Origin of the sequence: Erysipelatoclostridium sp. MSK.23.31 (assembly GCF_019125875.1) — a bacterium.
GTDB lineage: Bacteria > Bacillota_I > Bacilli_A > Erysipelotrichales > Coprobacillaceae > Thomasclavelia > Thomasclavelia ramosa.
The window spans coordinates 42,897-49,292 of the sequence record NZ_JAHOCB010000028.1 but is presented as its reverse complement, the minus strand read 5'-3'; the positions used below and the strand labels follow the sequence as shown (position 1 = coordinate 49,292).

General features: G+C 35.3%; 7 protein-coding genes. All 7 read right to left on the bottom strand.

All coding sequences use genetic code 11. The features are described 5' to 3' along the window. Positions 1-101: 101 nt before the first annotated feature. On the bottom strand, positions 102-1,286 hold the full coding sequence (gene tuf, locus KSU54_RS12540) for an elongation factor Tu (RefSeq protein ID WP_003539660.1): 1,185 nt from the start codon (positions 1,284-1,286) through the stop codon (positions 102-104). A gap of 84 nt (positions 1,287-1,370) precedes the next feature. Further along, entirely contained in the window at positions 1,371-3,446 is a 2,076-nt protein-coding gene (fusA, locus tag KSU54_RS12535) for an elongation factor G (RefSeq protein ID WP_003539659.1), read from the bottom strand. A 33-nt stretch (positions 3,447-3,479) separates the two neighbouring features. After that, the gene (gene rpsG / locus KSU54_RS12530; protein ID WP_003539656.1) at positions 3,480-3,950 is read right to left on the bottom strand and encodes a 30S ribosomal protein S7; all 471 of its coding nucleotides are present in this window, start codon (positions 3,948-3,950) and stop codon (positions 3,480-3,482) included. A 28-nt stretch (positions 3,951-3,978) separates the two neighbouring features. Next, positions 3,979-4,392, bottom strand: a complete 414-nt coding sequence (gene rpsL / locus KSU54_RS12525; RefSeq protein ID WP_003539653.1) for a 30S ribosomal protein S12 — start codon at positions 4,390-4,392, stop codon at positions 3,979-3,981. 213 nt (positions 4,393-4,605) lie between these two features. Beyond that, the gene (locus KSU54_RS12520) at positions 4,606-5,058 is read right to left on the bottom strand and encodes a helix-turn-helix domain-containing protein (RefSeq protein ID WP_003539652.1); all 453 of its coding nucleotides are present in this window, start codon (positions 5,056-5,058) and stop codon (positions 4,606-4,608) included. A 56-nt stretch (positions 5,059-5,114) separates the two neighbouring features. Beyond that, on the bottom strand, positions 5,115-5,486 hold the full coding sequence (locus KSU54_RS12515) for a PTS sugar transporter subunit IIB (protein WP_003539651.1): 372 nt from the start codon (positions 5,484-5,486) through the stop codon (positions 5,115-5,117). Then, the gene (locus KSU54_RS18940; protein ID WP_003539650.1) at positions 5,480-5,662 is read right to left on the bottom strand and encodes a hypothetical protein; all 183 of its coding nucleotides are present in this window, start codon (positions 5,660-5,662) and stop codon (positions 5,480-5,482) included. The genes KSU54_RS12515 and KSU54_RS18940 overlap by 7 nt, the downstream gene beginning before the upstream one ends. Positions 5,663-6,396 lie beyond the last annotated feature (734 nt).

Here is a 6,396-nt window from a genome sequence, read left to right as displayed (position 1 = left end):
AGAAAAGAGATAGCTTTCGCTATCTCTTAAGCCCCTCCACTATTGACACGGAGCCTAAAAAAAGAAAGCCACTAATGTGACTTTCCAAATTTCTGTAATTATTATTCAATAATATCAGAGATATTTCCAGAACCTACAGTTCTACCACCTTCACGGATTGAGAATTTAGTTCCTTTTTCAATTGCAATTGGAGCAATTAATTCTACAGTTAATTCAACGTTATCCCCAGGCATAACCATTTCTACACCTTCTGGTAATTCAATAACACCAGTTACGTCAGTAGTTCTGAAGTAGAATTGTGGTCTATAGTTAGCGAAGAAAGGAGTATGACGTCCACCTTCATCTTTACTTAAGATATACACTTGAGATTTGAATTTTTTGTGTGGATTAACTGATCCAGGTTTAGCTAATACTTGTCCACGTTGAATTTCTTCACGGTTAACACCTCTTAATAAAACCCCTACGTTATCTCCAGATTCAGCGTAATCTAATAACTTACGGAACATTTCGATACCTGTAGCAACAGTGTTTTTAGTTTCATGAATACCAACGATTTCAAGTGGATCATTTAAGTTTAATTGTCCACGTTCAACACGTCCAGTAGCAACTGTACCACGTCCAGTGATTGTGAATACGTCTTCAACTGGCATTAAGAATGGTTTATCAGTATCTCTAGTTGGAGTTGGAATATAAGAATCAACAGCTTCCATTAATTCATGAATAGCTGGAACCCATTTTGGATCTCCTTCTAAAGCTTTTAAAGCAGAACCACGGATAACTGGAGTGTCATCACCTGGGAAGTCATATTCATTTAATAATTCACGAACTTCCATTTCTACTAAGTCTAATAATTCTTCGTCATCAACCATATCACATTTATTTAAGAATACGATGATGTAAGGTACACCTACTTGACGAGATAATAAGATATGTTCTCTTGTTTGAGGCATTGGTCCATCTGTAGCAGCAACTACTAAGATAGCACCGTCCATTTGTGCAGCACCAGTGATCATGTTTTTGATGTAGTCAGCATGGCCTGGACAGTCAACGTGTGCATAGTGACGAGTTGCAGTTTGGTATTCAACGTGTGCAGTGTTGATTGTGATACCACGTTCTTTTTCTTCTGGAGCAGCATCGATAGCAGCATAATCCATTGCTTGAGCTTGTCCATCTTTTGATAATACTGTTGTAATAGCAGCAGTTAAAGTTGTTTTACCATGGTCAACGTGACCAATAGTTCCGATATTTACATGCGCTTTTGAGCGGTCAAATTTTTCCTTAGCCATTTAAGGTTCCTCCTAGTTTATATTTTTGTACATATACATTCTAATTTATTTAGTTGAAAAAATCAATAAGATTTTGATTGGATACTAGTTGTTTCCACCGTTTTTCTTAATAATTTCTTCTCTAATAGATTTAGGTACTGGTTCATAACGATCGAAGATCATTGTGTAGTTACCACGACCTTGTGTAAATGATCTTAAATCAGTAGCATATCCGAACATTTCTGATAAAGGAATACTAGCTTGCACTGTAACAGCATTTCCTCTTTCTTCTTGTCCTTCAATCATACCACGACGTGAAGATACGTCACCCATTACACTACCTAAGTATTCAGCAGGTGCAGTTACTTCTACAGCCATGATTGGCTCTAAGATAACTGGATCACATTTTTTACCAGCAGCTTTTAATGCCATACTTGCAGCAACTTTATATGCCATTTCTGATGAATCGACATCATGGTAAGAACCATCAAATAATGTCGCTTTAACATCTAATACTGGATATCCAGCAATCATCCCAGTTGCAAGAGCATCTTCAAGACCTACTTTAACAGAGTTAATGTATTCTCTTGGAACAGATCCCCCAACGATAGCATCAACGAATTCAAATCCTTTACCTTCATTAGGTTCAAATTTGATCCATACGTGACCGTATTGTCCACGACCACCAGATTGTTTAACATATTTACCTTCACATTCAGCAGCTGTTTTGATTGTTTCACGATAAGCTACTTGTGGAGCACCTACGTTAGCTTCTACTTTGTATTCTCTTCTTAAACGGTCAACGATTACATCTAAGTGTAATTCACCCATACCTGCGATAACTGTATCACCAGTTTCAGGGTTTGTAAATGTTCTGAAAGTTGGATCTTCTTCAGCTAATTTAGATAATCCAACACCTAATTTATCTTGATCTTGTTTTGTTTTTGGTTCAATAGCAAGTTCAATAACTGGTTCAGGGAATTCCATTTTTTCAAGAATAACGAAATTCTTTTCGTCACAGATAGTATCCCCAGTAGTTGTATTTTTAAACCCTACAGCAGCTGCGATATCCCCAGCATAAACTGTTTGGATTTCATTACGTTTATTGGCATGCATTTGAAGAATACGTCCTAAACGTTCTTTCTTATCTTTTGTTGAATTTAATACATACGATCCAGAATCAACAGTTCCTGAATATACACGGAAGAAAGTTAATCTTCCTACAAATGGGTCAGCCATAATTTTGAACGCTAATGCAGCAAACGGTTCTTCGTCTGAAGCATGTTTTTCAATTTCATTACCATCTTCATCAATCCCCTTAATTGAAGGAATATCAGTAGGAGCAGGTAAGAAATCAATAACTGCATCTAACATTGGTTGAACCCCTTTGTCTTTATAAGCAGAACCACATAATACTGGGAATAATTCTACAGCCAATACACCTTTACGGATAGCAGCTTTAACTTCTTCTTCAGTTGGTTCTTCTTCTTCTAAAACTTTCATCATTAGATCATCATCATAAGATGCAGCAGCATCTAACATTTTAGCATGATATTCGTTTGCTTGATCTAAATATTCCTCAGGGATATCTTTGTAAATTACGTTTTCACCTTTAGTCCCTTCGAAGTAAACAGCTTTCATCTTAATTAAGTCGATGATTCCTTCGAAAGTATCTTCAGCACCGATTGGTAATTGAAGTGCAACACCATGTACCCCTAATCTTTTTTCTAAAGATTCTAAAGACATAATGAAGTCAGCACCAGTAGCATCCATTTTATTACAGAATACAATACGTGGTACTCCATAAGTAGTTGCTTGACGCCAAACTGTTTCAGTTTGAGGTTCAACACCTGCTTTTGAGTCTAATACAGTAACCGCACCATCTAATACACGTAATGAACGTTCAACTTCTACAGTGAAGTCTACATGGCCCGGTGTATCGATGATATTAACACGGTATCCATTCCATTGTGCAGTTGTTGCTGCAGAAGTGATTGTAATACCACGTTCTTGTTCTTGTTCCATCCAGTCCATTTGAGAAGCACCTTCATGTGTTTCTCCAATTTTATGAATCTTACCTGTGTAATAAAGGACACGTTCAGTAGTTGTTGTTTTACCAGCATCGATATGAGCCATGATTCCGATATTACGAGTTTTCTCTAATGAGAATTCACGAGACATAATTTTTCTCCTTTCGTTATCATTTGTTGGATATTACCAACGGAAATGAGCAAATGCTTTATTAGCTTCTGCCATTTTATGAGTATCTTCTTTCTTCTTAACAGAAGCACCAGCTCCGTTAGAAGCATCAATAATTTCGTTAGCTAAACGATCAACCATTGTATTTTCGTTTCTTAAACGAGAATAATTTACTAACCATCTTAACCCTAAAGTCATTCTTCTTTCACCAGATACTTCTACTGGTACTTGGTAGTTAGCCCCACCAATACGTCTAACTTTAAGTTCAAGAACTGGCATAATGTTGTTGATTGCTTGATCAAAAACTTCCATTGCTGGGTTTCCAGTTTTCTCTTCTACTTTTTTAAATGCATCATATAAGATGTTTTGAGCAACACCTTTTTTACCATCAAGCATAATGTTGTTGATTAATTTAGATACAGTTTTAGAATTGTACACTGGATCAGGTAGAACGTCTCTTTTAGCAACTTGACCTTTTCTTGCCATTTAATTTTCCTCCTATACTTGATTTTTCTTAAGCTTTTGGTTTTTTAGCACCGTATCTTGAACGGCCTTGTTTACGATCATTAACACCAGCACAGTCCATTGTACCACGTACGATGTGATAACGAACCCCTGGTAAATCTTTAACACGACCACCACGAATTAAAACAACACTATGTTCTTGTAAGTTGTGTCCAATTCCTGGGATATATGCAGTTACTTCCATTCCATTTGATAATCTAACACGGGCATATTTACGTAAAGCCGAGTTAGGTTTTTTAGGTGTCATAGTAGCAACACGTGTACAAACACCACGTTTTTGAGGTGAATTAGTCGTTGTTGGTTTCTTAGCTAATGAGTTAAAACCTCTGTTTAACGCTGGTGATTTTGATTTTGTGGTTTTGTCGTTACGACCTTGTCTAACTAATTGATTAATTGTAGGCATTCCTTGTTCTCCTTTCTTCCATACTTAAACACACGATTCCGGGTGTTTCATATTTCGTAATAAACAACGCGCCCCTATGCGGGCACCGTAGTTCATATTATTACAAAAATATAAATATGTCAATAATTTTATTTGTTTTTTTTAAAAAAATTGATTATATCATTAATAAACAAAATAAAAACCATTTAAACGCTTTTTATATTTAAACAGTTTTTACTCTTTCTTTAATTTTATATCTACTGAATCTAAATAACGCTTTAAAGTATTCATAAATGCTTCTAAATCATCTCTTGTCTTAACAACCATTAAAATTCGTTCTGATTTATTTCGAGACTCAACTACCGTTATCGTTTGCCTTTTTTCAATTGCTCCAGCAATTCGTCGGAAAATCGAATTCATCTCTAAATCTACATTTTTATGTAAATAGACTGCATCCGTTATCAATTCAGCAATCTCTTGGTAGGTAATCACTTCGTCCAATTTTCTTGGTTGACCGAAAACCCGCAGCATTGCTGCATAGGTAGTTAACCAGACATCTCCACTTTTACGAATTTCCGCTGGCAAGAATTTATTTCTTTCAACCGCCTTACGAATCGTATTGCCATTAGCAAATCCCCATTTATCTGCCGCTTCAGTAAACGTCATCACTTGATTCAAATCAATCACATTTACCAACCTCCATTTTTATTATTATAGAACTTTTATGTGTGGTTGTATAGACTTTACAATGCAAGAATATCCGCTAATGCTTTAGCACCATTCATCGTTCCAAATGTTCTCATATCGATAGCTGCTACCGGGGTATTATACTTTGCAAATATTTTTTGAATTGTCGGCAACATAAAACGTTCTTGCGGAGCAATCCATATACTTGAAATTTTTTCACCTAAATTATATTCCCTAATACAACGTTCTTTTAAAAACTCAGCCGGTCCATAAGCTAAAATTATCTCATATTTATTATCATACTCATCATAATTCTTTAATACTGTAAAAATATCTTCCACTGTAGTTGGAACCTTAGAGGCATCCCCAATCTTTTTACAAAATAAGCTTGATGTTGCCCCACCAGCACAACAAATATATACTAACATTTTATTTTCTCCTCTATAAATTTGTTTATTTCTTCTGCAAAAACATCTACTTGATCCTCAAAAACAGCATCCCCACAATCAGCAAATAAAAGATATCGAATTAATTCATTTTTTATTAGTTCGATTTGCTGATTAAGATTTTGATAAGCACAAATCGGATTTTCTTTTTCCTGCATGATTAACGTCAAAACTATTAAATTATCAAATAGGAAACCAAAATAATAACAATAAAACCAGTCGCTCATCGCAGTAATATGTTGCAATGAATTAGAGGTATTAAGCGAGCTAAAGACAAATTCTTGAGTTGATGATAATGAAAAAAAACTCTTCTGGTGCTAATCTTGCTGCTGTAGGAACTTTATCGGTAGAACAAACTTTATTTGCATAAAAAGATTTCATTAAAAAAAGAATTCTACTGGCTGTTGATGATTAAAAATAATCGCCGAGCTGCTTAAAAACAAGACCCGTAAACGATTGATAAAAACATACTATACATAAGCAGGCCAAATAACCTCAAAACGATCCACCCAAAGAACCACAGTTTTTCTATATCCCATTGTTTTTCATTACCTCTACAACAGCAAATACATCGGTGGTAATTTGTTCAATTGTTAAGCCGTTACGGAGATCATATTCTGACTTGCCACTACCACGTTGATCAAAATAAAAACATTGCTACCATTTCTCAAGTTCTTGAAAAGGCGATAACTGCATAAGTGCATGTGCCCCACTGCCAGGACTACCATGAAAAAATAAAATCCCTATTTTACTACACAATTGTGATTTACCATAAAGAGTCAAAATACATCCCTAATTCAAGATTTGAGATTCATTCATAACCGCTCTTTGTCACTATATAGTGACAAGTTTATATTAACACTTAGTAACTAGCATTGCAAGTAAATTTATT

Excerpts from the sequence above, each read along its gene's own strand:
- tuf (WP_003539660.1), bottom strand. The coding sequence starts at position 1,286 with ATGGCTAAGGAAAAATTTGACCGCTCAAAAGCGCATGTAAATATCGGA.
- fusA (WP_003539659.1), bottom strand. The coding sequence starts at position 3,446 with ATGTCTCGTGAATTCTCATTAGAGAAAACTCGTAATATCGGAATCATG.
- rpsG (WP_003539656.1), bottom strand. The coding sequence starts at position 3,950 with ATGGCAAGAAAAGGTCAAGTTGCTAAAAGAGACGTTCTACCTGATCCA.
- rpsL (WP_003539653.1), bottom strand. The coding sequence starts at position 4,392 with ATGCCTACAATTAATCAATTAGTTAGACAAGGTCGTAACGACAAAACC.
- KSU54_RS12515 (WP_003539651.1), bottom strand. The coding sequence starts at position 5,486 with ATGTTAGTATATATTTGTTGTGCTGGTGGGGCAACATCAAGCTTATTT.
- KSU54_RS18940 (WP_003539650.1), bottom strand. The coding sequence starts at position 5,662 with ATGCAGGAAAAAGAAAATCCGATTTGTGCTTATCAAAATCTTAATCAG.